This is a genomic window from Marinobacter vulgaris (genome assembly GCF_003344045.1).
GTDB lineage: Bacteria > Pseudomonadota > Gammaproteobacteria > Pseudomonadales > Oleiphilaceae > Marinobacter > Marinobacter vulgaris.
Window position 1 is genome coordinate 64738 of sequence record NZ_QFWX01000007.1, and the last position, 26046, is coordinate 90783.

Annotated in this window: 22 protein-coding genes and 1 riboswitch; of the genes, 10 read left to right on the plus strand and 12 right to left on the minus strand. The window is 58.9% G+C overall.

All coding sequences use genetic code 11. The features are described 5' to 3' along the window. Positions 1-57: 57 nt before the first annotated feature. The 5 genes from DIT71_RS15575 to lpxL are packed head-to-tail and all read right to left on the minus strand — an operon-like array spanning position 58 to position 4808. Positions 58-726: a YrbL family protein gene (locus DIT71_RS15575; RefSeq protein WP_114614152.1), complete on the minus strand. Its 669-nt coding sequence runs from the start codon at positions 724-726 to the stop codon at positions 58-60. Continuing rightward, complete coding sequence (locus DIT71_RS15580) at positions 719-1765, minus strand: glycosyltransferase (protein WP_114614153.1); 1047 nt, start codon at positions 1763-1765, stop codon at positions 719-721. The genes DIT71_RS15575 and DIT71_RS15580 overlap by 8 nt, the downstream gene beginning before the upstream one ends. After that, positions 1765-2877 carry a glycosyltransferase family 4 protein gene (locus DIT71_RS15585; RefSeq protein ID WP_114614154.1) on the minus strand — a complete coding sequence of 371 codons (1113 nt, stop codon included), beginning with the start codon at positions 2875-2877 and terminating at the stop codon, positions 1765-1767. Before DIT71_RS15585 ends, DIT71_RS15580 begins: the two co-directional genes overlap by 1 nt. Then, a complete protein-coding gene (locus DIT71_RS15590; protein ID WP_114614155.1) occupies positions 2874-3824 on the minus strand; it encodes a mitochondrial fission ELM1 family protein in 951 nt (316 codons plus the stop codon). The genes DIT71_RS15585 and DIT71_RS15590 overlap by 4 nt, the downstream gene beginning before the upstream one ends. A gap of 33 nt (positions 3825-3857) precedes the next feature. After that, positions 3858-4808 (minus strand): LpxL/LpxP family Kdo(2)-lipid IV(A) lauroyl/palmitoleoyl acyltransferase, encoded by a 951-nt coding sequence (gene lpxL, locus DIT71_RS15595; RefSeq protein WP_114614156.1) that lies wholly within the window; start codon positions 4806-4808, stop codon positions 3858-3860. Positions 4809-4982: 174 nt separating this feature from the next. Here lpxL and waaA point away from each other — a divergent pair, with 174 nt between their 5' ends. Then, a complete protein-coding gene (gene waaA, locus DIT71_RS15600) occupies positions 4983-6254 on the plus strand; it encodes a lipid IV(A) 3-deoxy-D-manno-octulosonic acid transferase (RefSeq protein ID WP_114614157.1) in 1272 nt (423 codons plus the stop codon). Between the two features lie 35 nt (positions 6255-6289). On the opposite strand, the gene DIT71_RS15605 is transcribed toward waaA, so the two are convergent. Then, the gene (locus tag DIT71_RS15605) at positions 6290-7663 is read right to left on the minus strand and encodes a TolC family outer membrane protein (RefSeq protein WP_114614158.1); all 1374 of its coding nucleotides are present in this window, start codon (positions 7661-7663) and stop codon (positions 6290-6292) included. Positions 7664-7772: 109 nt separating this feature from the next. Further along, positions 7773-7887, plus strand: a riboswitch (TPP riboswitch). A gap of 75 nt (positions 7888-7962) precedes the next feature. Between DIT71_RS15605 and thiC the strand changes: the two genes are divergently transcribed. The 6 genes from thiC to DIT71_RS15635 all read left to right on the plus strand — a co-directional run bounded on the left by thiC (position 7963) and on the right by DIT71_RS15635 (position 13903). Then, on the plus strand, positions 7963-9840 hold the full coding sequence (gene thiC, locus DIT71_RS15610) for a phosphomethylpyrimidine synthase ThiC (protein ID WP_114614159.1): 1878 nt from the start codon (positions 7963-7965) through the stop codon (positions 9838-9840). A 281-nt stretch (positions 9841-10121) separates the two neighbouring features. Continuing rightward, on the plus strand, positions 10122-10739 hold the full coding sequence (locus DIT71_RS15615) for an NUDIX domain-containing protein (protein WP_114614160.1): 618 nt from the start codon (positions 10122-10124) through the stop codon (positions 10737-10739). A 1-nt stretch (position 10740) separates the two neighbouring features. Next, positions 10741-11226 carry a DUF1249 domain-containing protein gene (locus tag DIT71_RS15620; protein WP_114614161.1) on the plus strand — a complete coding sequence of 162 codons (486 nt, stop codon included), beginning with the start codon at positions 10741-10743 and terminating at the stop codon, positions 11224-11226. Positions 11227-11232: 6 nt separating this feature from the next. Further along, positions 11233-12060, plus strand: a complete 828-nt coding sequence (cpdA, locus tag DIT71_RS15625; protein WP_227538168.1) for a 3',5'-cyclic-AMP phosphodiesterase — start codon at positions 11233-11235, stop codon at positions 12058-12060. Between the two features lie 56 nt (positions 12061-12116). Next, the gene (gcvH, locus tag DIT71_RS15630; RefSeq protein WP_114614162.1) at positions 12117-12509 is read left to right on the plus strand and encodes a glycine cleavage system protein GcvH; all 393 of its coding nucleotides are present in this window, start codon (positions 12117-12119) and stop codon (positions 12507-12509) included. 197 nt (positions 12510-12706) lie between these two features. Beyond that, positions 12707-13903: a class I SAM-dependent rRNA methyltransferase gene (locus DIT71_RS15635; protein WP_114614163.1), complete on the plus strand. Its 1197-nt coding sequence runs from the start codon at positions 12707-12709 to the stop codon at positions 13901-13903. Between the two features lie 135 nt (positions 13904-14038). On the opposite strand, the gene DIT71_RS15640 is transcribed toward DIT71_RS15635, so the two are convergent. Continuing rightward, complete coding sequence (locus tag DIT71_RS15640) at positions 14039-14695, minus strand: histidinol-phosphatase (protein WP_114614164.1); 657 nt, start codon at positions 14693-14695, stop codon at positions 14039-14041. A 174-nt stretch (positions 14696-14869) separates the two neighbouring features. Here DIT71_RS15640 and DIT71_RS15645 point away from each other — a divergent pair, with 174 nt between their 5' ends. The 3 genes from DIT71_RS15645 to DIT71_RS15655 all read left to right on the plus strand — a co-directional run bounded on the left by DIT71_RS15645 (position 14870) and on the right by DIT71_RS15655 (position 19064). Further along, positions 14870-15400 (plus strand): RNA pyrophosphohydrolase, encoded by a 531-nt coding sequence (locus DIT71_RS15645; RefSeq protein WP_114614165.1) that lies wholly within the window; start codon positions 14870-14872, stop codon positions 15398-15400. A gap of 15 nt (positions 15401-15415) precedes the next feature. After that, complete coding sequence (gene ptsP / locus DIT71_RS15650; RefSeq protein ID WP_114614166.1) at positions 15416-17722, plus strand: phosphoenolpyruvate--protein phosphotransferase; 2307 nt, start codon at positions 15416-15418, stop codon at positions 17720-17722. 100 nt (positions 17723-17822) lie between these two features. After that, positions 17823-19064, plus strand: a complete 1242-nt coding sequence (locus DIT71_RS15655) for a patatin-like phospholipase family protein (RefSeq protein ID WP_114614167.1) — start codon at positions 17823-17825, stop codon at positions 19062-19064. Between the two features lie 74 nt (positions 19065-19138). On the opposite strand, the gene hslU is transcribed toward DIT71_RS15655, so the two are convergent. The 5 genes from hslU to DIT71_RS15680 form a co-directional block, all read right to left on the minus strand. Further along, on the minus strand, positions 19139-20467 hold the full coding sequence (hslU, locus tag DIT71_RS15660) for an ATP-dependent protease ATPase subunit HslU (protein WP_114614168.1): 1329 nt from the start codon (positions 20465-20467) through the stop codon (positions 19139-19141). 12 nt (positions 20468-20479) lie between these two features. Continuing rightward, entirely contained in the window at positions 20480-21010 is a 531-nt protein-coding gene (gene hslV, locus DIT71_RS15665; RefSeq protein WP_114614169.1) for an ATP-dependent protease subunit HslV, read from the minus strand. Between the two features lie 115 nt (positions 21011-21125). Continuing rightward, positions 21126-21764, minus strand: coding sequence for an SPOR domain-containing protein (locus DIT71_RS15670; protein ID WP_114614170.1), 639 nt, complete (start codon positions 21762-21764; stop codon positions 21126-21128). A gap of 60 nt (positions 21765-21824) precedes the next feature. Further along, complete coding sequence (gene argS, locus DIT71_RS15675; protein ID WP_114614227.1) at positions 21825-23510, minus strand: arginine--tRNA ligase; 1686 nt, start codon at positions 23508-23510, stop codon at positions 21825-21827. Positions 23511-23639: 129 nt separating this feature from the next. Beyond that, positions 23640-25808, minus strand: coding sequence for a primosomal protein N' (locus DIT71_RS15680; RefSeq protein ID WP_227538169.1), 2169 nt, complete (start codon positions 25806-25808; stop codon positions 23640-23642). Between the last annotated feature and the right edge of the window lie 238 nt (positions 25809-26046).

The window sequence follows — 26046 nt, forward strand, 5'->3', positions numbered from 1 at the left end:
CGGAAGCTACCACCATCCGGGGTGTGCGGCAAGGTTAGTCGTACTGCTCGTCGTCAGTCAGAGCTTCTGCGAAGCTTCCCAGCTTTCATTACGGCTACCGGTTTCCCAGTGGATTCGCAGGTAAAACCGCCTGATACGGCGTTTTATATAGCGTTTTCGCCATGCGGGTATCCGGGCGAGTGTGTCGGGTATGGTGGGTGCGCCAAGGCCGTCTACCAGGAACAGCTCCGGTTGGCCGTTTCTGTCCGCAATGACCAGATTGTGGGGCAACAGGTTTCGGGTAAGGATGCCGGTTTCCAGAAGCCAGTTACAGAATCTTTCCGCGGCCTCCCGGATGGGCTGATCGAATCCGGCGCGTTGCAGGTAGTGCTCGAGGGTTTCTGCCGATGCGCCATCGCTTGCGCTGATAAATTCGCTGACGTTGGCAGTGCCGAGGGAGGTGTCAGCCGTGCCATGGAATCGGGGCAGATGTGCCCAGACCAGGGAGCTCCGGCCCTCTGCAAGCAGTTTCCTGATGGCTTGCTGCTGGTGGGCCCTCATCTCCTGGCGGTTGTCATCGATTCTGGCCTTGCCGAGCACTTTTTTAGGCCAGGCCTGGCGCTGAAAGCGGGCTTCGATGTTTTCAGGGCGCAGGACTTTGAGACACAATGCAGGATCGTCCGGGTGCCGGTAGCAGTGCCGGTTGGAGCCTGAAGCAAAAGGTGCAAGGCTCGACAGGTCAATCATTTTCAAGCAGCTCCCGATAAAACGCTTCGGTTTCCGACACCATAGTCTCCAGGCTGAGTTGTTCGCGGGCCCATGCGAAGCTCTGGCGTTGGCTCGCGGCCAGCAAGTCTGGCTGAGCCAGGTGAGTGCTGATCAGCGTGGCGATGTCCTCGACGCTGTCAGAGGCGGCGATACAGTTCTGCGACAGAAAATCTCCCACACCACTGACCGGTGTCGACAGAACCGGAGACTCTGCCATCAACGCCTCCACCATGATGTAGGGAAAACCCTCCCGGCTGGAGCTGATGATGCAGGCTGTTGCCGCCTGCAGCCAGGGAAAGATCCGGGGTTCGTGACCCGGCAGCTCAACGGTGTCTTCGGCGCCCAGTTCCCGGATCAATGCGTTGAGTTGCGCCCGTTGGCTGCCAGCGCCCAGAATCACCAGCTTGCCTTCACAATCTGCCTGGGCCCAGGCCCGGATCAGCCTGTCGAACTGCTTGACCGGTTCCAGGCGACCTGCCGCCAGCAACAGCGGGCGCTCCGCGGGGATGGGAATCTTCGGCACCTGAAGGGCGCTACCGTTGGTTTTTTCCAGAGGCTGAAGACCATTAAAGATCAGTCGCGTGTTCGGGTGCACAGCCGAATCGGTGATTTCACGGCTGACACCGATCACGCCGTCCAGTTTGTCGAAATCTTTGTGGGAGCTTTTGGTGCCATGAATCGTGCCCAGGGTGACCGGAACTTTCCGGCGAACGGCAGTGACCAGGCTGGCAGCCTTGTTGCCCTGGGCGTGGAGAACGTCCGGGTGGATGAAATCAAGTGTTTGGCGCAGGCGGTGTCGAAGCCACAGGTTGCGCCGGCCGAGCCGGAAGGGCAGCGGGTGGAAATGGACAGGGGTGGTAAAGCGTTCGCTGTAAGCGGGGTGAGCCAGCACGTGAACCTGATGGCCCTTTGCTGAGAGCGCGTCCGCAAGGTCCGCCGTATGCTTCTCCATGCCACCCCAGCCGGTACCGGGGGTGGCAATAACCAGGGCAACGGTCAGCGGACCCTGTACCCTCATTATTGCTTCTGCCTGGATGCAAGGACGTTCTCGTAAACTTTCAGCGTGGTTTCTGTTTGTGCTTGCAGCCGGAATCGCCAGGGAATCTCGATCTCTGGTCTGGGGTTATCAATTAGGGACAGAGCCGTCTGCGCAAACGTTTCTATATCATCGGGGGGCACCAGCCCCCCGGGAAAGCAGGCACGCAGGGTTTCAGCTGCGCCACCACGATCGAACGCGGCCACCGGCGTGCCAGAGGCCAGGGCCTCGGTAACGGTGCGCCCGAACGGCTCGGGTTTGGTGGACATGTGGCAGACCACATCCGCCAGCAGGTAAAGGGTGGTCATGTCATTGCGCTGGCCCAGAAAGCTCACCTTGTCGGTGAGGTTCAGCCGGGCCCGTTCCTTTTCGAGTTCTTCCAGGAAACTCTCCTTGCCGGGCTCTGCGCCGCCTACAATGATGCCGTGACAATCCGGCCGTTGCTGAACCAGTTGTGCCATCATGGCCAGGAAATCCAGCTGGCCTTTCCAGCGCGAAATACGCCCGGGCATCATGATGATTTTCTGGTTGGCCAGCTGCGGGTACTGCCGCAACCAGCGGTCCAGCCACTGGCAGCTGAGCTCCCGTTGCCGGAATGCGTCCACATCCACGCCACGCTGGATGACTGTCAGCTTCTCTTCCGCCACCGGGTAGTTGTTGAGAACATAATCCTTTACGCACCCGGAGACGGCGATGATGTGGTCAGCCCGGGTCATGATGGCGCTGTAGGGTGTAACGGAATACATGCCATGAAACGTCGAGACAATGGCCGGCCGCTGATTTGCCGGAATGCTTTTTAAGGCCAGGAAAATGATCCACGCTGGCATCCGGGAGCGGACATGCACAATATCCGGTTTCAGCGCCAGCAGCAGTTTTCGCATGGGCAGAATCTGGCCGAAAGATGCCGGCGTCTTGCGGTGTATGGGCATGAAAATGTGTTCCGAGCCCTGTCCGCGAAGTTGCTCGGCCATGGGTCCGCCTTTTGAGACGACAAACGATTTATGTCCGCGTTTGACCAGGTCGGCCGCAAACTCAACGGTTCCCCGCTCAACGCCCCCGCTATAGAGCGCGGGCAAAGCCTGTAGAATTCTCAACGCTTGCCTCCCTTCAGAAAATGGTTGATCAGCCATCGCGCTGCCCGGTCAGCTTCCCAGAGGCTGCGGGATTCAGACAGTTTGCCCGTCATTACCGAAGCATGATCACGCCAACGTGCAACGTATCCTTTTTCCACCAGACTGGCCATGCCGCGGGCAACTCGGCTGTTGCGTTTGGGGGCCAGTTCAAACAGGCCGGTAGGGACGCCAGAGGTGGCGGCTTCGCAGGCCATGGAGGTGCTGTCTGGTGTCACCCAGGCTGCACGGGAGGCGGCCAGTTGATGGGACAGCCAGCTGGCGTGGGTTCGCTGCGGGTCCACAACCGTGACTTTGGGGCCTGTCAGTTCCCCCAGTTTTTCCAGCAGGACTCCCGGTGTGCGGCGGGAGCCGCTGATGGTCCATCGCCACTCTGGGTAGCGGCCCATGAGTTGTGATATCTGATCGAGTACCATATCGTCGTCCCAGTCAAAATGAGGCGACGGCCCGCCGATCAGTACCAGGCCCTCGGGCTTGTCGGTGATGCGGGCCAGTGGCGTGATGGCGTTGATCACGCCTTCGGTTGTGAGGACATGTTGAGCCGGGGTGACGCCGTCATGTTCGGGAATAATGGCGGCGTCGACCCAACTGACGGGAAACCCCGGCTTCATCAACACCACGGTTTTTGCGTTCCGGCGCCGCCGGAGGGAGAGCAGCAGTCGATGGGTTACGCTGCCAGCTGCAATAATCAGGTCTGGTGAGGGCAGGGTTGCATCCATGGCCGGTGCAATACCCAGCAGCGCGCGCCACAGAGAGACCGGAATTTCCATTGCGTCAATCTCAGACACGCTGGCACCGGCCAGAACCCGGAGACGGTTACCCAGTCCTTTCAGCTGGTTTCGATGCCCGGGCTTTTTGTCGGTCAACAGCCAGATAATCGGTGCGGGTGAATCAAATCGTTCAGAGGTCATTGGCTGACCTGGCCATTGGCCATTTGAGAGTTCTCAATGTCCGTCCTCATTGTAAAGATCCGGATCGTCGCTGGATGGACGGGTCTTGAAGCGCCGGTGCATCCACAAGTATTGGTCCGGGTGCCTGCGGATCTCATTCTCGATGGTTCTGTTTACCAGGGTGGCGTCTGCCAGGTCGTCACCCGAGGGAAAGTCCTCCAGCGGAGGGTGAAAATAGATATCGTACCCTGGCTCATGTTGCCGGCGGAAATGGCTGAACGGCACCACAGCACAGCCGCTGCGATCTGCAATACGCGATGTGGCGGTAATGGAACCGGCGGGCACACCGAAGAAGGGGGCAAACACGATGTCCTTACGGCCATAGTCCTGATCCGTGGCGTACCAGACAATGCGGTTTTTCTTCAGCTGCTTGAGTAGCCCGCGCAGATTTTTGCTGTCCAGCACCATGCCATAGCGACGCTCCCGGGCGCGGGTCATCACAGCGTTCATCAGCGGGTTGTTGTGATCGCGCTGCATGACATCGGCCTCAATGTATTCCGTGACCAGGCTGCCGCCCAGGTCGAGGGTGCTGTAATGGCCGCCAAGAAGCAGAATGCCTTTGCCTCTCGCGAGAGCCGCATCCACGTGTTCCAGGCCGTGCACCTCGGTGATGGGAATGAATGAGGCAGGGTTGCGAAACCAGGCCAGGCCAATCTCCATCACCCCTATGCCATTGGCCTGGAACGATTGTTTCACCAGGACCTGCTGTTCCTGCTCGGACAGGTCAGGGAAGCACAGGCGAATGTTTACTTGGGTGATGTGGCGCCTGCGGGCTGCCAAGCGATAGGCGAGATCACCAATACGCCTGCCGAGCCACCACTGAAGCTTGATTGGGAGCCGGGCCGCCAGCCACATGGCAGCGATCCCTGCCCAGGTGGGCCACCAGCGCGGGTGGAGATAGCGGGAGTAACGGGTGTCGCGGGTTTTCTGCTTGCTTTTCTTCACTCGTTTAATTGCCTGATGCTGTAGGTGCCACAAGCACGGAAGTTTAGCAGGACGGTTCTCGTCGACTAAAGCCGCAATATCCGCTAGTTGCGGAATTGGACGGCTTTCTTGCAGCAGACTCGCGTACGCGCTTTATGTAGAATGACCGCCGCACCGACCCGGCCCGGAGTTAGTATGCTTCATTTTTTTTACTCCCTGTTCTTTCGCATCGCGCTGCCGTTCGTGCTGCTGCGCCTGTGGTGGAATGGCCGCACCAAACCAGATGCTTTCGTGCGCTGGCGGGAGCGGCTGGGTTACGCAGAACCCTCCAAAGAGCCGGTGATCTGGGTCCATGCAGTGTCCGTCGGTGAAACCATTGCTGCCGCACCTCTGGTGAAGGCCCTGCTGCGCCGTAACCCGGACATTCCGGTACTGATGACAGCGATGACTTCCACGGGCTCAGCCCGGGCAAAGGCCCTGTTTGGCGACCAGATTCGCTATGCGTTCTCACCCTACGATACGCCAGGTGCAGTGCGCCGCTTCGTGGACCGGGTTCGCCCCCGTGCGCTGGTGATCATGGAAACCGAACTCTGGCCCAACATGATCGCCCTGAGCAAGCAGAGCGATGTCCCCATTTTTTTGATTAACGCCCGACTTTCCGCGAGATCCGCGCGGGGCTATGAACGGGTGGCCTCCCTGGTAAAGCCCCTTCTGCGCAGTATCAGCTGGATAGCTGCGCAGGCGGATGAGGATGCCGGTCGCTTCCTGCGCATTGGCGCCCGGCCCGAGTCGGTATCGGTGACCGGTAGCATCAAGTTCGACGTGGAAATATCGGACGAGGTTCGCTCTGCGGCAGCGCGGCTGAGACTGAAGCTTGGGACGGATCGACCTGTCTGGATCGCCGCCAGTACCCACGAAGGCGAAGACCGTCAGATCCTGGAAGCCCATCAACAAATACTGGCCCAGTACCCGAACGCGTTGCTGGTTATTGTGCCTCGTCACCCGGAACGATTTGATAATGTGGCCGAACTGGCAGGCTCAATGGGGCTGGAGGTAGTGCGCCGCTCAGCCGCGGGTGACACCAGCGATAACGATGAACAGCCTTTTCAGGTGTATGTTGGCGATACCATGGGGGAACTGCTGATGCTCTATGGCGCCTGCGATATTGCCTTCGTGGGCGGGTCGCTGATTGAGCGGGGTGGCCACAACCCGCTGGAACCAGCTGCCTGGGGTATTCCGGTGCTTTCCGGTCCCCATATTTTCAACTTCGAAACCATTTACAACCGCCTTGAGGCAGGGGAAGGGGTTTATATCACCCCCTCTTCAAACGCTCTGGCGGAATGTGTGGTACATCTGGTTGCAGATAAACAGGCGGCAGAAAGTGCCGGGCATAACGCACTGGCGGTGGTCAATGCCAACCGTGGTGCGCTGGAGAAAGTGGTGGACGGAATCGTTGAGCGGATCTAGAGCGGGCCCCGGGGCCCGCTCACCACACCGGTTTGTTATTGCATTGGATCTTCTATGGTTTCTTTTTCCTCAGCGAGCGCTTCGATGCCGGGCGCTGAGGCACTGAGCCAGTTATTCAGAATGACCAGGTCCCGAGGACTCAGGGTGCCCGCCGCCTGCTTCAGGCTGAGGGTGTTGATCACATAGTCGTAGCGGGCATTGGCAAAGTCACGCAGGGCGACATAAAAGTTTCGTTCCGCGTCGAGCACCTCCACGATATTACGTGTGCCAACATCGTACCCTGCGAGTGTTGCGTCCAGAGCACTGCGGCGGGAGATAATCGTTTGCGCCAGGGCAGAGGCAGATTCGATGTTGGTGTTTACTGTGCGGAACAGGCTGCGGGTATTCACCCTCACATCCCGACGAACCGTTTCCAGAGATTGCTCGGCAACATTGACCAGTGAGCGTTGTTGACGAACGCCGGCCTGGATTCCTCCGCCCATGTAGAGAGGCACGTTCAATCGGAGAGCAATGCGTCCTTCCGTAGTGGTGCCATCCCGCTGGCGCAGAGTAGGATCCTCCAGGCCCTCAATATCCGTTTTGCCGTAGGAGGCGTTCAGATCTAGTGTTGGCAGGTGCTCGGATTTCGCGCTTTTCAGGTTGGCTTCACTGGTGTTCAGATCGTACATCGCTGACTGAATCTGCCAGTTCTGGTTCAAGGCAGTATTTTCCCATGCCGACGGATCCATGGGCTCTGGGCGGCTCAGGGGGAAGCTTCTGCGCAGGTTGTCGAGTTCTTCGGTGTATTCACCGGTCAGCCGCGCCAGCTGCTCACGGGCAATATCCAGCTCGCTTTCCGCAGCAATGCGCTGGCTCTTGCTGTCATCGTAGCTGGCGCGGGCCTCATAAACTTCCGTGATGGCGATCAGGCCCACGTCAAACCGTTCCTGGGCCTGCTCATACTGCCGCTGGATAGCGGCTTCGGTTGCCCGCGCGGTGGTAAGCGCATCGGCTGCCCGAAGAACATTAAAATAAGCCGAGGCCACGTCGAGGATAAGCTGCTGCTGGGCGAGGTTGTATTCGGCCCGGGCAGATTCTGTCTGGAACTTGCTGGCATCGTAATCAAACCAGGCCGCAGCCTCGAACAGTGGTTGAGTCAGTTCAACGCCGAAGGCGTAGGTTTCATACGCGGCGTCCTGGATGGGGCCATCAACGTCGGTGTGGCTGACATCGCCGAATGCGCCGATCTGGGGGAGCAGGTCACTGCGGCTCACATCGCTGGCCGCCTGCTGTGCCTGGAAACTGGCGAGCGCGGCAGCAATGCCGGAATCATAGGAGATTGCTTTCTCGTACGTCTCTACCAGATCCATGGAAAGTGCAGGCTGGGCTGCGAGCAGTCCAATCAGCCCCGAAAGCAGTCGTTTCTTCATGATATCTCCTGTTTATGATTCGCCCGGCGAGGTGGCATTATGGACAATAAACCGCCCCAGCTCTACACTTGCATTTGACACAGGGTGTTTGTGTCAATGATATCGAATTCGCGTCTTGACGGGGTGCTGGCGTCAGAGCATCTGACCGCCGGCTGAGATTGCCAGGCAGAACCCGCAACCTGATCCGGATAATACCGGCGTAGGGATTTGAGACAATATGCTGCAAAGACACAGAACCCTCTGTGATCACTGCTCCGTCATACGCGACCCTCTTAATCCAAAGAAATCGGGGACGCAAGATGACAACAGTACCTTCCTATCTCAGCGATTCAGCCAAAGTCGATTCAGCAGCCATCAAACCGCTGCCACAGTCCCGTAAGATCTACGTACAGGGTAGCCGGCCCGATCTGCGGGTGCCCATGCGGGAGATTACCGTGGGGGACACGCCGACGGAAATGGGCGGCGAAAAGAATGCTCCTGTTGCCGTCTATGATACCTCCGGTCCCTACAGCGATCCCGAGGCCATCATTGACCTCCGAAAGGGGCTCAAGCCCATCCGGTCCGCCTGGATCGAAGAACGTGGAGACGTGGAGCCGTTAGCGGACTACACCTCGGAATTTACCCGTCGCCGCATGAAAGATCCGTTGCTCGATCCGCTGCGTTTTATGGACGAGCGCAAGCCGCTGCGGGCCAGGCCCGGCAGAAACGTCAGCCAGATGCACTACGCCCGCCAAGGCATCATTACTCCGGAAATGGAGTTTATCGCCATCCGCGAGAACATGAAGCTTCAGGAAGCGCGGGAGCAGGGTCTGCTTGAAGACCAGCATCCGGGGCAGTCCTTTGGTGCATCCCTGCCGCAGGAAATTACGCCGGAATTCGTCCGCGATGAAGTTGCCCGCGGCCGCGCCATCATACCTGCCAACATCAATCACCCGGAAACCGAGCCGATGATCATCGGCCGCAACTTTCTGGTGAAGATCAACGGCAACATCGGCAACTCCGCAGTCAGCTCCTCGATCGAGGAAGAGGTGGAAAAACTGACCTGGGGCACCCGCTGGGGGTCCGACACCATCATGGATCTTTCGACCGGCAAGAACATCCATGAAACCCGCGAATGGATTATCCGCAACTCACCGGTCCCCATTGGCACAGTGCCTATCTACCAGGCCCTGGAAAAAGTCGGCGGCGTGGCCGAGGACCTGACCTGGGAGATCTTCCGTGACACCCTCATTGAACAGGCAGAGCAGGGCGTGGATTATTTCACCATCCACGCTGGTGTACGCCTGCACCATGTGCCCATGACTGCCAAACGCACCACCGGCATTGTGTCCCGGGGCGGCTCCATCATGGCCAAGTGGTGTCTTGCCCACCATCAGGAAAGCTTTCTGTATGAGCACTTCGAAGACATCTGCGAAATCATGAAAGCCTATGACGTATCTTTCAGTCTCGGCGACGGCCTGCGCCCCGGTTCTATCGCCGATGCCAACGACGAAGCCCAGTTCGGTGAGCTGGAGACCCTCGGTGAACTCACCAAGATCGCCTGGAAGCAAGATGTGCAGGTGATGATCGAAGGCCCCGGCCATGTGCCCATGCAGCTGATCAAGGAGAATATGGACAAGCAGCTGGAGTGCTGCGACGAGGCCCCGTTCTATACCCTCGGGCCACTGACCACCGACATTGCTCCTGGCTATGACCACATTACCTCCGGCATCGGCGCGGCGATGATCGGCTGGTTTGGCTGCGCCATGCTCTGCTACGTCACTCCCAAGGAGCATCTGGGCCTGCCCAACAAGGACGATGTCAAAACCGGCATCATCACTTACAAGATCGCCGCTCACGCCGCCGACCTGGCCAAGGGCCATCCCGGCGCCCAGATTCGCGACAATGCGCTGTCCAAGGCTCGCTTCGAGTTCCGCTGGGAAGACCAGTTCAACCTCGGCCTGGACCCGGACACCGCCCGCGCCTACCACGACGAAACCCTGCCGAAAGACTCCGCCAAAGTGGCACACTTCTGCTCCATGTGCGGCCCCAAGTTCTGCTCCATGCAGATTTCCCAGGAAGTGCGGGAGTATGCAAAAGAACACGGTCTTGACGAGGTGTCCGCGGTGGATGCCGGCATGAGGGAGAAGTCCCGGGAGTTTGTGGAGGCCGGGTCTAAGCTTTATGACAAGGTCTAGCCTGAACTCCTGGTTCGAGTCGCTTGGCATGTGAGCATCGGTTGGCCCGTATTTGTTTTCGGGGCAGTCATTGGGGGCTCCCTCCCAAAACTGTGCGGAGCCATGGATGGCGGAGCCCAAGCGCCCCATGGAGGGGCTCGAGCGTGTTTTGGGAGGGAGCCCCCCATGACTGTCTTGCACCGAAGTCAGATTGTCGAGAAGTCTGAGTGCAAGGCTTGCACCCAAGCTGAAACAAGGGCTATCGTTCAGAATCGTTCTCAAAAACGGATCTGAAACCTGACATGACCGAACCGTTCCAGTTCAAAGACAGCGACGTAAAAATCGAAAAGCGCGAAACCGTCTTCCAGGGCTTCTTTCGCATGGACAAGCTCTGGCTGACCCACCGGCGCTTTGACGGCAAGGAAATGCCCACATTTACCCGCGAACTCTTCATCCGCGGCGACGCCACCTGCGTACTACCCTACGATCCTGATCGGGACGAAGTCGTTCTGCTGGAACAATTCCGTCTAGGTGCCCTCGGCCGAGACCAGTCTCCCTGGTTATTGGAGCTGGTGGCGGGCATGAACGAAGACGGCGAGTCGCCGGAAGAAGTGGCCCAGCGCGAAGGCCAGGAAGAAGCCGGCCTGACGTTCAAGCCGCTGGACAAGATCTGCGACTACCTGGTATCTCCGGGGGGAAGCACGGAACTGATTCACCTGTACTGTGGTCGTATCAGCACCGAAGCCGCAGGCGGGCTTTTTGGTGTGGAGCACGAGCATGAAGATATCCGTGCCCACGTGTTCAGCGCCGACGAGGCCATCGCAATGATTTACGATGGACGTATCAATAACGCTGCCGCCATTATTGCGCTGCAGTGGTTGCAGTTGAATCGCCCGCGGTTGCGGGAAGGTTGGAGCTGATATGACGGAGTGGGTGATGAAACGCCGGCGCTACGTTCCGGATTTGCGACGTTTCGGAGCGCTGTGCGATAGCAATTACATGCGGCTTCACCGCTTGCGGAAGCTGGAGGCCCAAGGCCAGCCCGTCTGCGATTTTGAGCTTCATCGTGAGGATCAATACCTTGGCCGTGTGCGCATTGAAGTGCTGCAAACCACAAAATTCACCGAAACCCTGCTTCTGGAACAGGTGCATAACTCCGGGCGCTGGCTGAACAATCCCCAGCTGACCGTAAGGGTGTATCACGACGCCAACATGGCAGAAGTGATCAGCTGCTACCGAGACCGGCACATTGCCCCGGTGAACGACTACCCGAACCGGTATATGCATCATCCGGACGAGAAAGTTCAGGTCAACAGTTTCCTCGCCGACTGGCTGGATTACTGCCTGCGATTCGGCCACCTGCCCATGGAGCACGCCGCCTGGTCTGCCGGAGAAGGCGTGGACTAGGTTTTCATGTCTGCTAATATCCATGCCATGACAAAAATTGATCGCCCCCTTGCCCTTCGGGTGCTGCAGCTGACTGACCCGCACCTGATGGCCGATCCGGGGGGTGAGCTGCTGGGCGTCAATACCAGGGACAGTCTGGACGCCGTTATCGCTCAGGTTCTTCACGACCATGGACAGCCGGATCTCATTCTCGCAACCGGGGATATCGCTCAGGATGCCAGCGAAGAAGCCTATCGTCTGTTCGGCGACAAGTTGAAGGCATTTCGTTCTTCCTCTGTCTGGATAGCCGGCAACCACGACGACTCACCATTACTGGCCCGGATAGCCGCCGAAAACAGGGCTGACCAGCGCCATGTTATTCAGGGGGGGTGGCAGTTTGTGTTGCTGGATACCTCGGTGCCCGGAAAAGTATTTGGCCATTTGGCGGATTCCGAACTGGCATTCCTTGAGAGCACTCTCCTCGAAAATCCCGACACACCGGCGCTGATTGCCCTCCATCATCATCCTGTTGAAATCGATACCGAATGGATGTCGCCTATCGGGCTGCGAAATCGCGATGCCTTCTGGCAGGTGGTCGACCGTTTTTCGCAGGTAAGAATCGTGCTCTGGGGGCACATTCACCAGGATCTGGATCAGTCCCGCAAGGGGGTGCGTCTGCTGGCAACACCGTCCACCTGCATCCAGTTCACCGCCGGTTCGGTCGAGTTTTCGGTTGAAGATAAAGCGCCCGGCTACCGCTGGTTCGAGTTGCTGCCCTCGGGCGACTTCGCCACCGAAGTCAGCAGGGCAACGGATTTTGCATTCGAGCTGAACTGCAATAGCTCCGGTTATTAGCCGGGGCCTCGCTCTTCGGTTAAAATGCGCGAAATTATTCATCGGGGAATCTGATCATGAGCGAAACACCCGCAGACCTGAAGTATATCGAGACCCACCAGTGGGTGCGGCTGGCTGACGATGGCACTGCGACCGTCGGCATTACGGACTTTGCCCAGGACCAGCTTGGGGATATCGTTTATATCGGTGTGCCGGATGTGGGCGCAACAGTCACGGGCGCCGAGGAGGCCGGCGTGGCTGAGTCTGTGAAGTCGGCTTCCGATGTGTTCAGCCCGGTGACCGGTGAGGTGATTGAGGTTAACGAGAGCCTTGAGGATGAGCCTGAGAAGGTCAATGAGGATCCCTATGGGGACGGCTGGTTGTTCCGGGTGCTGTTGAAAGACCAGGGCGAGCTGGACGGCCTGATGGATGCTGCGGCTTATGCGGAGCATGTTGCTGCCGAGGAGTGATACTGATTTGTTTTGGAGCATGGATTAGGCTGGACGGGCTTTCCAAAACACGCCTCGAGACGTCCTTGTGCGGCTTGAGCTCCGCCATCCATGGCTCCGCACAGTTTTGGAAAGCCCGTCCAGCCTAATCCCCGGACCTTAGTGCCGAGCCAGTTACGACTAGGCCTTCCTTTTATTATTTCTTCAGGCGGTTATCTATGAATTTCCCGGTTTTATACCTACGCAAAGGCGCCGAGCGCAGGCTCAGGGCTGGCCATTTGTGGGTTTACAGCAATGAAGTGGACACCCGTCGCTCGCCCCTGACGGATTTTGAGGCCGGTGTGCAGGCGGAGTTGCGTGCCGCCAATGACAAACCGATGGGGACAGTGTTTGTGAATCCCCACGCGTTGATTTGCGGCCGCCTGATCAGCCGGAATTCGGCCCATGGCATGACGCCCCAGCGTCTTACTGACCGGGTGGAGACGGCACTGGTGTTGCGGGAGCGGTTGTTTGACAAGCCGTTCTATCGTTGGGTGTTTGGTGACAGCGACGGCTTGTCCGGACTGGTGATTGACCGGTTTGATGATGTGGTAGTCGTTCAGATTTCCACCGCCGGCATGGAACAGATGAAGGACGCGATTGTCAGGGCGGTTCAGCGTCTGGCCCATCCCCGGGCGATTATTCTCAAGAACGACGGCAAGATGCGTCAGGTGGAGGGACTGGATACCTACGTTGAGCAGGCCCATGGGCCGGAGGTCGATCTTCTTGCGGTCGAGGAAAACGGGGTGCGCTTTGAGGTCCCCATGGAAGGCGGACAAAAAACCGGCTGGTTCTATGATCATCGGATGAATCGCCAGCGGCTGCAGGCCTATGCGCCCGGCAAGCGGGTTCTGGACGTTTTCAGTTATGTGGGCGGCTGGGGTATCCAGGCGGCCTGTGCCGGAGCGACGCAGGTAACCTGCGTGGACAGTTCCGCCAGTGCCATCGAGTCTGTCCATCACAATGCGAAGATCAATGGTCTCGATAATATCGAAACCATCGAGGGCGACGCCTTCGACGCGCTGAAGGCGTTGTGCGAGGAGAAGGAAAAGTTCGACATCGTCGTGCTGGACCCGCCGGCACTGATTCCAAGGCGCCGCGACCAGAAGGCCGGCGAAGAGGCTTATGCGCGCCTGAACCAGTTGGGATTGCGGTTGCTGGACCGGGATGGGCTGCTGGTGTCGGCGTCGTGTTCCATGCATCTTTCCCAGGAGAAGCTGACTGATATTATTCGCAGCAGCGGGCGCAAGATCGACCGGTTTGTTCAGTTGCTGGAGCAGGGCCACCAGGCGCCGGATCATCCGGTTGTCCCGGGGATTCCGGAGACGGATTACATAAAAAGCTGTTTTGTTCGGTCTTTGACGGGCTTTCTTTAAGCCTCGGGGGAAGCCATTCAGCGGGGGCGCTACTCCGGGATACGCTGTAAATACATCCCTGTACGCTCGACAAAAACATCCATGTTTTTGACGATCCCGGAGTAGCGCCCCCGCTGAATGGCCAGTACATGGCAGTTAACTTCTAAGGCTCATGATTTTCCAGCCGCTCTCTTTCGCAATTTTTTCAAGTGTTGGATCCGGATCGACCGCTACCGGATTCTCGACCTTGCGAAGTAGAGGGGCATCATTGTGGGAGTCGCTGTAGAACCATGCCCCTTCAAGAGATTCACCAGTTGATTTGAGCCAGTCATGCAAACGGGTCACTTTCCCATCCTGAAAGCTTGGAACGCCCGCAACTTCCCCCGTGTAACGCCCATTGACCAGCTCCGGTTCGGTGGCAATCAAGTGCTCAATGCCTAACAGCTCCGACACGGGCTCGGTGACAAAGCGGTTGGTGGCGGTAATTATCAATAGCGTGTGCCCCTGATTGCGATGGCTATCCAGTAGTTCCTTGGCACTGGCCTGCAGCATCGGCCGGATTTTTTTCTCCACAAACTGCTCACGCCAGGCCAGCAGCTGCTTCATGTCGTGGCGCGCCAGCGGCTGAAGGGCGAAGCTCAGGTAGTGCATGATATCCAGTTCGCCGTCCAGGTATTGCTGGTAGAACCGGTCATTGGCCTGTCGGTATTCTTCCGCGTCCACGATTGACTCTTCCACCAGGAATTCACCCCAGGCATGGTCGCTGTCCCCGGCGAGCAGGGTGTTATCAAGGTCAAAAATCGCGAGCGTCAACGTCAGTACCTCCGGGCGGAATGGCGAATGTTACAGGTGCCAGAGTCTACCATGACAGGCGGCCGCAGGCTTCGTTTGCCGAAGCCTTGGGATTCTGTAAGAATGAGAGCAACTTGGATAAATCCGGCCGGTGAATTTTAATCCGGCCTACCGACTTTTTAAGAGGACTGTGCCGTGATCGATTCAGACGGTTTCAGACCCAATGTCGGAATCATTCTGGCCAATCACAGGGGGGAAGTCCTCTGGGCAAGGCGAATAGGGCAGGACTCCTGGCAGTTCCCGCAAGGTGGCATCAAGCACAACGAGTCACCGGAGGAAGCTCTCTACAGGGAGCTGGCAGAGGAAATTGGTCTCGGTACAGACGATGTGGAAGTCATCAGCTGTACCCGTGGCTGGCTGAGATACCGCCTCCCTCGCAGGATGGTGCGGCACAATTCGCATCCGATCTGTGTGGGGCAGAAACAGAAATGGTTCCTGCTGAGGATGCTATCGCCGGATGCGCAGGTGCGCGTGGACGGCACGGACTCGCCGGAATTCGACGGCTGGCAGTGGGTCAGTTACTGGTACCCGCTTGGGCAGGTCGTCTCGTTCAAACGTGAAGTCTATCGACGTGCGCTGCGGGAGCTCGCGCCGCGACTGTTCTATAACATGGAACAGTGGCACCGGAGCGAACAGTCCCAGGGCACGAAAGATCAACAGAAATGACGGATTGAAGCCGCCATGCTGAGCATACTGCGAAGTCTTGTACAAGAGGTAAACAGCGCCCGGGATTTGCCGGAGGCGCTGGCTATCATTGTTTCGCGGGTGCAGAAAGCCATGGACACCGAAGTATGCTCGGTCTATCTGCTGGATCCGGCGACGAACCGCTACATACTCATGGCCACCGAGGGTCTCTATCAGCAGGCCGTGGGGCAGGTCAGCCTGGCTTATTCCGAAGGCCTGATCGGCCTGGTGGGCTCCCGCGAGGAGCCCATCAACCTAGAGGACGCCCCCTCTCATCCCCGCTACCGTTATTTTCCGGAGACAGGCGAAGAGCGCTTCCGCTCGTTCCTGGGTGTGCCCATCATTCACCACCGTCGGGTGCTGGGCGTGCTGGTGGTTCAGCAGCGTGAAAGCTCGCGTTGCTTTGATGAGGGTGAGGAAGCCTTTCTGGTCACGGTTTCGGCACAACTGGCCGGCGTTATTGCCCACAGTGAGGCGACCGGGGCCATCAGCGGCCTTTCCCTGACTGGCGAAGAGGCAACGGACGTCAGCTTCAGCGGTGTGCCCGGTGCTCCGGGCGTGGCCATCGGCAAGGGTGTTGTGGTCTACCCCGCGGCGGACCTGGATGTTGTGCCGGAAAAACCGACTGACGACGTCAACCTGGAGTTGTCGCTGTTTGATGGCGCGGTCACTGCGGTTCGCGAAGACATCGAGCGGGTGGCGGCGCGGCTGGCGTCCCAGCTTCGCCCTGAAGAGCAGGCACTGTTTGATGTTTATCTTCGCATGCTTGGCGACGATGCCATGCCGGGGGAAGTGGCCAACCGCATCAAGGAGGGCTTCTGGGCCCAGGGTGCCCTGAAGCAGGTGGTTCAGCAGTACGTCCGTCACTTTGAAATGATGGAGGACCATTACCTGCAGGAGCGGGCGGTGGATATCCGCGACCTGGGCCGCCGCTTGCTGTCCCACCTGCAGGAGGGTGAGCAGAAAGACACGGTTTATCCTGAAAACACGGTACTGGTCAGCGAAGAGCTGACTCCGGCCATGCTGGGTGAAGTGCCGAAAGGGAAGCTGGTTGGCCTGGTATCGGTGAAGGGGTCGAGCAATTCCCACGTCGCCATTCTTGCCCGTGCGATGGGGGTGCCAACGGTCATGGGGCTGGTGGATATCCCGGTAAACCAGCTGGATGGCAAAGAACTCATTGTGGATGGGTTTGAGGGCCAGATATTCGCATCACCCTCTGCGGATTTACGGAATTACTACCAGGAAATCTGCGAAGAGGAAGACGAGCTGATCAAAGGGCTGGAGGCCATCCGGGATCTGCCCTGCGAAACCACGGACAACCATCGGGTGTCGCTGCTGGTAAACACCGGCCTGATGACGGATGTGGTGCGCTCACTGAACCATGGTGCCGAAGGCATCGGCCTGTATCGCACGGAAGTGCCTTTCATGATCAAGGACCGCTTTCCCTCCGAGCAGGAGCAGCGGGAGTACTACCGGGAGCAGCTGGAGGCCTTCGCGCCCAGCCCGGTCACCATGCGCACGCTGGATATCGGCGGCGACAAGGCCCTGACCTATTTCCCGATTCAGGAGGAAAACCCGTTCCTGGGCTGGCGTGGTATCCGCGTAACCCTCGACCATCCGGAGATTTTCCTGGTCCAGGTGCGGGCGATGCTCAAGGCCAGTGAGGGGTTGAATAATCTGCAGATCATGCTGCCGATGATCAGCAATATTTCCGAAGTTGAGGAGTCCCTGCACCTGATTTACCGGGTATACCACGAGGTCAGGGAAGAGGGTTACAACATCCATATGCCCAAGGTCGGGGTAATGGTCGAGATTCCGGCAGCGGTGTACCAGATCCGTGAATTGGCGGATCGTGTGGACTTCCTGTCGGTGGGCTCCAATGACCTGACCCAGTACCTGCTGGCGGTGGATCGCAACAACCCTCGCGTGGCCCAGCTGTATCACTCCTATCATCCGGCGGTACTGCAGGCGCTGGTTCGGGTTGCCCAGGATGCTCATGCTGTAGGCAAGCCTGTTGGCATCTGTGGTGAGCTGGCGGGTGACCCTGGTGGTGCGCTGTTGCTGATGGCGATGGGGTACGACTCCCTGTCCATGAACGCAGCCAGCCTGCCCAAGGTCAAGTCTGTGATCCGCAGTGTCAGTCGCGAATGGGCGGTCCAGCTGCTTGAGGACGTACTGCTTCTGGATTCGCCACACGTGATCAAGAGCTGTGTGGACCTGGCGCTACGCAACGCCGGTTTCGGACGTTATCTGCGCCCCGGTAAATCCGGTGCTATCGCCCATGCCGAGAAGGCCCTTTCCTGATGGCTGGCCATCAGCGGCGTCCATATAGGGTGTGTACTCTAAAACGGACTGCTACGGTAACAACCATGAGCCAACAGCACCCGCAAAGGGATAACCAATAATGGCAACGACGACAGCAATCAAGCCCCGCCCCCGTATCGGCCTGGCACTTGGCGGCGGCGGTGCCTTGGGCGGAATCTACGAAATCGGGGCACTGCGTGCGCTTGATGAAGCGCTGGACGGGCTCGATTTCAACGATATTGACGTCTATGTGGGAGTGAATGCCGGATCTTTCGTGGCTGCCAACCTGGCCAACCAGATGACCACCGCCCAGTTGTGCCGGATTTTTGTGCGCAACGAGGCTGAAGTGCACCCGTTCCATCCCGAAGTGTTCTATCGTCCGGCGTTCCGGGAATTTGCCAACCGAATGCTGGCAGTGCCGGGCCTGGTCACCACTGCGGTTCGCCGGTTTGTGAACAACCCCTATGACCAGAGCCTGCTGGAAGCCATGACCATTCTTGCGCAGGCGGCGCCGGCTGGTCTGTTCGACAACGAGGGCCTGCATGAATACCTGCGGCGGGCCTTTACCATGCTGGGCCGTACCAATGACTTCAGGCAGCTGCGGCGCAGCCTGTATATTGTGGCAGCGGATGTGGAGAGTACCGAGGCAGTCTGCTTCGGAGCACCGGGTTTTGACCATGTGCCCATTTCCAGGGCGATCCAGGCCAGCATGTCTTCCCCGGGCATCTATGTGCCGGTCACCATTGACGGCCGTTACTACGTGGATGGCACTCTGAGAAAAGGCCTGCATGCCTCCGTGGCTTTCGAGGACGGTGCCGACCTGGTGTTCGCAGTCAATCCCCAGGTGCCGATCGATGCCAGTGCGGCGGTCCGTGCCGGCACCATGGCCCCGGGAGAGCTGACCCGCTCCGGTATGCCCCATCTGTTATCCCAGATGTTCCGCACCATGGTCTATTCCCGTATGCAGTCCGGTATTGCCCAGTACGCGCGGGATTACCCCGACAAGGACATTCTGTTGTTCGAGCCTACCCGGGACGATGCCAAACTGTTTTTCTCGAACGTATTCAGCTTCCAGTCCCGGCGCATGATCTGTGAGCACGCCTACCAGATGACCCGGCGCGATCTGCTGAACCGCGCGGATGAGCTGGAGCCGAAACTGGCGAAGTATGGTATCCGCCTGCGCCGCGACCGTCTTGAGGATGAGCAGCGGACGATCAGCACCAGCCTGTATGGCGAGATGCTTCCGCTTTATGTGGCCAAGGGTCGTAAGAAGAAGGCTCAGAAAGGCCGTTTGGCGACCGGGCTTGATAACGTAACGGAACTTTTCAGCAAGGCGTTGTAGGGCGTCAGGGAAGGATCAGAGAGAGCAGGCGGGGCGCCCCGGGAAAGGTGCGCCCCGCCTGAATGACGCTTGCGTCAGAGAATGTAGCGGCTCAGATCTTCGTCTTCGGCCAGTTCGCCCAGCTTTTCATCGACAAACGCCGCAGTGACCTCGAAGCTGTCGGTCACCTGGTCACCCGCCTCGTAGGACAGACTTTCCAGTAATCGCTCCAGTACGGTATGCAGGCGCCGAGCACCGATATTCTCGGTGGTCTCGTTGACCTTGTAGGCGACTTCCGCGATACGGGCAATGGCATCCTCTGTAAAGCTCAGCTTCACGCCTTCGGTACCCATCAGGGCTTCGTATTGCTGCACCAGTGACGCATCCGGCTCGGTCAGGATGCGCTTGAAGTCGTCGGGAGTCAGCGCCTGAAGTTCAACTCGGATCGGCAGCCGACCCTGCAGCTCCGGAATCAGGTCGGACGGCTTGGACAGGTGGAACGCACCGGACGCGATGAACAGGATATGGTCGGTTCGTACCGCGCCATACTTGGTGCTGACAGTGCTGCCCTCGATCAACGGCAGCAGATCCCTTTGCACGCCTTCCCTGGAAACGTCCGAGGAGGTGTTTTCAGAGCGCTTGGCCACCTTGTCGATCTCGTCGAGAAAGACAATGCCGTTCTGTTCGACACTCAGAATGGCTTTCTGCTTGATTTCTTCCTCGTTGACCAGCTTGGCCGCTTCTTCGTCGCGAACCCGCTTCAGGGCATCGGCCACCTTCATCTTGCGGGTCTTGCGCTTGTCGGAGGACATGTTCGAGAACATGTTCTGCAGCTGGCTGGTCATCTCCTCCATGCCGGGAGGTGCCATGATTTCCACGCCGGCCCCACTATTGCGCAGGTCAACTTCAATCTCCTTGTCGTCCAGCTCGCCCTCGCGCAGTTTCTTGCGGAACAGCTGGCGGGTAGAGGAGTCATCTGTTCTCTGGCTGTCTTCCTTGAGATCACGGGGTGGCGGCAGCAGGGCGTCAAGGATGCGCTCTTCAGCCGCGTCCATGGCGCGATGCTCGTGGCGCTTCATCTCTTTTTCCCGCAGCATCTTGATGGCCATGTCCGCCAGGTCGCGGATGATGGACTCCACATCCCGGCCCACGTAGCCCACCTCGGTAAACTTGGTGGCCTCCACTTTCAGGAAGGGGGCGTCCGCCAGTTTGGCCAGCCTGCGCGCTATCTCGGTTTTGCCCACACCGGTGGGGCCGATCATCAGAATGTTCTTCGGCGTGATTTCGTCGCGCAGCCCTTCCTCCAGCTGCATCCTGCGCCACCGGTTGCGCAGGGCGATGGCGACGGAACGCTTGGCCTCTTCCTGGCCCACGATGTGTTTGTTGAGCTCGTGGACAATCTCACGGGGGGTCATTGCAGACATGCTAGCTCCGGATCAGTCGTTGGCTGAAAGCACTTCAAGGGTGCGATTGTGGTTGGTGTAGATGCAGATGTCGGCCGCGATATCCAGGCCCTTCTCCACAATCTCGCTGGCCTTCAGGTCGGTGTTCTCCAGCAGGGCCCGGGCCGACGCCTGGGCAAACGGGCCGCCGGAGCCAATGGCGATCAGGCCCTGTTCCGGTTCGATGACGTCGCCGTTGCCGGTGATGATCAGTGAGGCGGTTTTGTCGGCGACAGCCAGCAGGGCCTCCAGCCGGCGCAGGGCCCGGTCCGTTCGCCAGTCCTTTGCCAGCTCAACCGCGGCCCGGGTCAGGTTGCCCTGGTGCTTTTCCAGCTGGGCCTCGAAGCGCTCAAAGAGGGTAAAGGCATCGGCGGTACCGCCGGCAAAGCCGGCCAGCACCTGGTCATTATAGAGTCGGCGCACCTTGCGGGCGTTGCCCTTCATTACGGTATTGCCGAGGGAGACCTGGCCGTCGCCGCCCATGGCAACTTCGTCGCCACGCCTGACAGAAAGTATGGTAGTCATTCTGGCTCCACTTGCCTGATAGAAAACATGACTGTTAGAAAAGAGTACCCAGCAGTTATGGAGGCTGGCGTCCGGTTTTCAAGGGCGGCAGGCAATAGAGAAGGCGGAGGGCGGTTCAGCCCTCCTTGGGGATTTTCCGGACCAGGGGCTGGATGTTCAGGTTGACCAGTTTGTCGATGGCGGCATTCATCTGGCTGCGGGAGCTGAACGGACCCACATTGACGCGATACCAGATACTGCCGCTGTCAAGATCAATGCGTTGGACTTTGGCCCGCAGGCCCTGGAACGCAATCTCGGCACGCTGCCTTTCAGCGTCCTGCTGTTGGCGGAAGGAGCCGGTTTGCACCAGATAATCGAACGTCTGCTGGCTCGCCGGCCCCGGGGTGTACTCCTCGACTTCCGGAGGAATCACTTCCGAATCAGGAAGCATGTCGTAGAAGCGGAAGCCGGGCTTTTCATCGCTGGCGGTGGTGTCTGGCACCTGTTTTTCTGTTGCTGGCGGTTGCGCCGGCGCTGTTTTCGATTCCTGCCGCTGATCCGGGGCTGGCAGTGAATTCAGATAGGCAATAAAGCCAATAAAGCCACCGACGGCTGCCAGGGACAATATCCACCGCAGCGAAAGGCCGCCTTGCTGTGCTCTGGCTGCTGCCGGACGCTTTGACGGCTGTTTCTGCTTCCGTGCCGGCTTTGCGGGTTTTGTCGGCGTTGCCGACTTGCTGGCCGGTTTGGGTTTGCGGGCGTAATCTCGGGACATGCCGGATGGTTTCCTGTTGCTTGCCTGGGTGATCAGATCTGTGGCACGGAGCCGTAACTCTTACATTTCTTCCGGCGCACTGACGGCAAGCAGCGCAAGCCCATTGGCAATCACCTGCCTGATGGCAAGGTACAGCGATACCCGGGCATCCCGCACGGCGGTATCCTCGATCAACACCTTGTGGGCGTTGTAGTAGGTGTGGAACTGCCCGGCAAGGTCCCGCAGATAATGGGTGAGGTGATGGGGTTCCCGCAGCCTGGCGGAGCTCTCGATCAGCTCGGGGTACTTGGCCAGCTGGTTCGCCAGATCCTTCTCTTCATCGAGAGTCAGCAGAGACAGGTCCCCCGCGCACTCATTCAATCCGCGATCAACGCCTTCCTCTTTCAGTTTCCTCAGCACGCTGCAGATCCGCGCGTGGGCATACTGGATGTAATAGACCGGGTTCTCATTGGTCTGGGAGCGGGCCAGGTCGATATCGAAGGTCAGCTGGGAGTCCACCCGCCGTGCCGCCAGGAAAAAGCGGGTGGCATCGCGGCCCACTTCGTCAATAAGATCACGGACGGTCACATAGCTGCCCGCACGCTTGGAGATTTTCACTTCCTGGCCGGAACGGGTCACCATAACCATCTGGTGCAGTACGTAGTCTGGCCAGCCCTGGGGAATGCCAGCCTTCAGTGCCTGCAGGCCTGCGCGAACCCGGGTAATGGTGGAATGATGGTCTGCGCCCTGTTCGTTGATCACGGTGGTGAACCCGCGCTGCCACTTGTCCAGGTGGTAGGCCACATCGGGCAGGAAGTAGGTGTAGCCACCGTCTTTTTTGCGCATGACGCGATCTTTGTCGTCACCGAATTCGGTGGTTTTCAGCCACATGGCGCCTTCGTGTTCATAGGTATAGCCGTTTTCCTGCAGACGCTTGACCGTTTGCTCCACCTTGCCGTCCTCATACAGGGACGACTCCAGGAAATACACGTCGAATTCAACGCCAAAGGCTTTAAGGTCCAGATCCTGTTCGCGGCGCAGGTAGGCAACAGCGAATTCCCGGATGGCCTGCTGGTCTTCCGGGTCGGCCTTGCCGGTTACTTCCCGGTCGTCGGCGGTGACGGTTTCGCCGGCCATATAGGCATTGGCGACATCTGTGATGTATGCGCCACGATAGCCGTCGGCGGGCCAGTTTTCGTCCTCCGGCGACAGTCCTTTTACCCGTGACTGAACCGACAGCGCCAGATTGTTGATCTGGGCACCGGCGTCATTGTAGTAAAACTCACGGGTAACGTCGTAGCCATTGGCCTCCAGCAGGCGGCTCAGGCAGTCCCCGATAGCGGCGCCGCGACCGTGACCCACGTGCAGCGGCCCGGTGGGATTTGCGGACACAAACTCCACCTGAACCTTTTCGCCCTTGCCATTGCGGTTGCGGCCATACTGCCCGGCTTCATCAAGAATGGTGTTGACCACCTCAAATGCACTGGCCGTGCTCATGAAAAAGTTGATGAACCCCGGCCCTGCAATTTCTACCTTATGCACCGCAGCGCTGTCCGGAAGCCTTTCCACCAGAACCTCCGCCAGCTTTCGTGGCGGGCACCCGGCTGCCTTCGACGCTACCAGGGCAATGTTGCAGGCGTAGTCGCCGTGGGATTTGTCCTTGGTGTTGCCTACCTGTGGTGTAAAGGTCTGATCTGCCGGCAGTGTGCCTTCGGATTGCAGGGTTGCCAGCGCAGACTGGAGAAGCTCGGATACGGTCTCTTTCATGCTGTCGGATGACTCGGTTTGCAAGAGAATTGGAGTTCGGCGGCAAGCAGCGTGCCGTAGAATCGAAGGGCGCTATTATCGCGGAAAGTGTGCCTGCAAGCAAAAGCCGCGAGTCCGACGGTAATGGAATTACCCGGTCTCCTGCGGATCCACGTCAATCATCCATTTCAGTCCCGTCGGCTGCTTGCTCTGGTCCAGCGTCTCGCATACCCGGGCAAGCTGGCGGTTCAGGTGTCTGCGGTTGTTGCAGAGCAGGACCAGTTGTGCCCGGTGTCTGTCAGCCCGGCGAGCGATCAGTGCGGGCAGGGGGCCCCAGATTTCAATCTTGTTGGAGAGAGCCTGCGGTTTGATGGTGTCCAGCAGCTTCAGGCTCTTCTCCATGGTTTCCGCCTCTGCCCTGAAAATGGCCATCGCGCGGAAGGGTGGCAATTGCCCGGCTTTCCGCTCGGCAAGCATCTGGTCAGCGACCGGGAGGTAGGATCCCTCTGCCAGAGACCTGAGCAGAGGGTGGTCGCTGTGACAGGTCTGTATCAGCACTTCACCGGGTTTTTCACCCCGTCCCGCTCGTCCACTGACCTGAAGCAAGGTCTGAATCAGCTGTTCTGGGGCGCGAAAATCCACGCTGAACAGCCCCCCGTCGGCGTTGACTGCGACCACCAGGGTGACATTGGGAAAGTCATGACCCTTGGCCAGCATTTGCGTGCCCACCAGAATGCAGGGGCGGCCGCTGTTCACCTTTTCAAGAATGCCCTGGATGCTGCCTTTGCGCTGGGTACTGTCACGGTCGACACGCACCACAGGCGTGTCAGGGAACTGTGTCGTCAGGATGTCTTCCGTGCGCTCGGTGCCCTGGCCTACGGGCTTGAAGGCATCGCTGTTGCACTTTGGGCAATGTTCCGTGGCGGCGGTCTGGAAGTCACAGTGGTGGCAGCGCATGGCGCGATCGCGACGATGGTAGGTAAGCCGGGTGTCGCAGCGGGGGCACTCGACCATGTGGCCGCAGTCAAAACACATCATCACCGGTGCAAACCCCCTGCGGTTCACGAACACCAGCGCCTGCTGGCCGGCCTGCAGGCACTTTTCGATCGCCTGTAGGGCGGGGCGGGACAGTCCGCCTTCCAGCGGCCGGCTGCGGATATCCAGCAGTTTGATATGAGGTGGTTTGGCGTTGCCTGCCCGCTCTTCCAGCCTGATCAGGGAATATTTGCCGCTAAGGGCATTGTGATAGGACTCCATGGAGGGCGTGGCAGAACCAAGAATGACCGGGCAGTTGTTGAGATGGGCGCGATAGACCGCAGTGTCCCGTCCTGAATAGCGGAAGCCTTCTCCCTGCTTGTAGGAGCTGTCATGTTCTTCGTCCACAATGATCGTTTTGAGGCCGGTAAAGGGCAGTAATACCGCCGAACGTGTGCCGATCAGTATGACCGGCTCGCCATTGCGGATTTTCAGCCAGGTAGAGAGCCGCTCACCATCGTTCAGTGCTGAATGCCACACGGCAATGCGTGAACCGAAGTAATGCTGGAAGCGGGCAACGGTCTGGGGGGTCAGGTTTATTTCCGGCACAAGGACCAGGGCCTGATCCCCGTCGCCCAGGTAATGCTTCAGGTAATAAAGGTACAGTTCGGTTTTGCCGCTGCCGGTAATGCCAAACAGCAGGGAGGCCGCAAAACCATCTGCCGGCAGCGGGAGTTGGTCTGCTGCATCACGCTGTGCCGGAGAGAGCTCGGGGATGCGGTTGCGGACATCTTCAGGAACACCGGCTGGGTCCGGTGGCGGTGCCTCGCAGATCAGCTCCTTGCCAAGAAGGCTTTTCACCTGCGACTGGGTAAAGCCGGCCCGAACGATCTGTTTGCCGCTGACGCTTCCGGGCTGTCGTTGCAGCCAGGCCAGGAGCTCTCTCTGGCGTGTCGCGTTGCCGGCGAGTACTGCAGGATCGCCGCAGGCCTGCCAGTAGGCTTCTTTTCGTTCCAGCGCCGCTCTTCCGCGGCGAAGGGCCGGAGGCAGCGCTGTAAACAGGCACTCGCCGAGAGGGTGTTGATAGTAATCTGCCGCCCAGCTCAGCAGCTGGAAGGTTTCCGCTGGCAATGCCGGCCAATGTTCACAGGCCGCCTTGACGGGTTTGAGGATGATGCCCTCCGGAGGGGGAGCGTCTGTGTCGGCGACAAGTCCGGTGGCAGATTGCGGTCCGAATGGCACCGTCACGCGCTGGCCCTTTTGCAGTGTGATGTGGTCCGGTACCAGGTAATCAAACAGCCGCCGGATAGGGCGGTTCAGTGCTATGCGCGCGGTTCGGGGCACATGCTGCTCCATGGGGATGAGGGTGTTACGGTATCTGCCTATCCGGCTTAATGCCTGTGCGTCGCCCAGCCGCGTCCCAGGACGGAATGATAAGGCGGTTCGGGGCTTGCCTGATACCACAATTGCAAGTAAGATTCGCGGTCTGTTTCCGGCAGGGCATGATTGTGCCCCGTCTTGTCAATTGATTCAAACATGCGGTGCCCGACACCTGGAGCGTTTACAGTTCCCGTGATCTGGT

Excerpts from the sequence above, each read along its gene's own strand:
- cpdA (WP_227538168.1), top strand. The coding sequence starts at position 11,233 with ATGTCTGCTAATATCCATGCCATGACAAAAATTGATCGCCCCCTTGCC.
- ptsP (WP_114614166.1), top strand. The coding sequence starts at position 15,416 with ATGCTGAGCATACTGCGAAGTCTTGTACAAGAGGTAAACAGCGCCCGG.
- DIT71_RS15635 (WP_114614163.1), top strand. The coding sequence starts at position 12,707 with ATGAATTTCCCGGTTTTATACCTACGCAAAGGCGCCGAGCGCAGGCTC.
- DIT71_RS15580 (WP_114614153.1), bottom strand. The coding sequence starts at position 1,765 with ATGAGGGTACAGGGTCCGCTGACCGTTGCCCTGGTTATTGCCACCCCC.
- thiC (WP_114614159.1), top strand. The coding sequence starts at position 7,963 with ATGACAACAGTACCTTCCTATCTCAGCGATTCAGCCAAAGTCGATTCA.
- DIT71_RS15590 (WP_114614155.1), bottom strand. The coding sequence starts at position 3,824 with ATGACCTCTGAACGATTTGATTCACCCGCACCGATTATCTGGCTGTTG.
- hslU (WP_114614168.1), bottom strand. The coding sequence starts at position 20,467 with ATGTCTGCAATGACCCCCCGTGAGATTGTCCACGAGCTCAACAAACAC.
- waaA (WP_114614157.1), top strand. The coding sequence starts at position 4,983 with ATGCTTCATTTTTTTTACTCCCTGTTCTTTCGCATCGCGCTGCCGTTC.
- DIT71_RS15655 (WP_114614167.1), top strand. The coding sequence starts at position 17,823 with ATGGCAACGACGACAGCAATCAAGCCCCGCCCCCGTATCGGCCTGGCA.
- DIT71_RS15575 (WP_114614152.1), bottom strand. The coding sequence starts at position 726 with ATGATTGACCTGTCGAGCCTTGCACCTTTTGCTTCAGGCTCCAACCGG.
- DIT71_RS15615 (WP_114614160.1), top strand. The coding sequence starts at position 10,122 with ATGACCGAACCGTTCCAGTTCAAAGACAGCGACGTAAAAATCGAAAAG.
- hslV (WP_114614169.1), bottom strand. The coding sequence starts at position 21,010 with ATGACTACCATACTTTCTGTCAGGCGTGGCGACGAAGTTGCCATGGGC.
- argS (WP_114614227.1), bottom strand. The coding sequence starts at position 23,510 with ATGAAAGAGACCGTATCCGAGCTTCTCCAGTCTGCGCTGGCAACCCTG.
- gcvH (WP_114614162.1), top strand. The coding sequence starts at position 12,117 with ATGAGCGAAACACCCGCAGACCTGAAGTATATCGAGACCCACCAGTGG.
- DIT71_RS15605 (WP_114614158.1), bottom strand. The coding sequence starts at position 7,663 with ATGAAGAAACGACTGCTTTCGGGGCTGATTGGACTGCTCGCAGCCCAG.
- DIT71_RS15670 (WP_114614170.1), bottom strand. The coding sequence starts at position 21,764 with ATGTCCCGAGATTACGCCCGCAAACCCAAACCGGCCAGCAAGTCGGCA.
- DIT71_RS15620 (WP_114614161.1), top strand. The coding sequence starts at position 10,741 with ATGACGGAGTGGGTGATGAAACGCCGGCGCTACGTTCCGGATTTGCGA.